Raw genomic sequence first — 390 nt, 5'->3', positions numbered from 1 at the left:
CCAGTTGCCCGGCCGCCAGCAGGCTGCCCGACAGCAGGCCGCCGCCGCCCAGGCAGACGAACAGGTAGTCCAGGTCGGGCACCTCCTCGAACAGTTCCTTGGCCGCCGTGCCCTGGCCGGCGATCACGTCGCGGTGGTTGAACGGCGGGATCAGCGTCATGCCGCGCTCGTCGGCCAGGCGGCGGGAGATGGCCTCGCGGTCCTCGGTGAAGCGGTCATAGGTCACCACCTGGGCGCCGTAGGAGCGCGTGGCCGCCATCTTGGAGGCGGGAGCATCCTCGGGCATGACGATGAGCGCGGGCATGTCCAGCATCTGCGCGGCCAGTGCCACGGCCTGGGCATGGTTGCCCGAAGAGAAGGCCAGTGCGCCGCGCTTGCGCTGCTCGGGCG

Annotated in this window: 1 protein-coding gene; it reads right to left on the bottom strand. The window is 71.3% G+C overall.

Annotated elements, in window-relative coordinates; all coding sequences use genetic code 11:
* Positions 1-390, bottom strand: a 390-nt coding sequence (locus JHD80_RS27340; RefSeq protein ID WP_199093745.1) for a pyridoxal-phosphate dependent enzyme, incomplete at both ends; no start/stop codon positions are given.

Origin of the sequence: Allobosea sp. ASV33 (genome assembly GCF_016428755.1) — a bacterium.
Lineage (GTDB): Bacteria > Pseudomonadota > Alphaproteobacteria > Rhizobiales > Beijerinckiaceae > Allobosea.
Note: the sequence above shows the minus strand (reverse complement) of the source record. Positions and strands in the feature narration are given on the sequence as shown.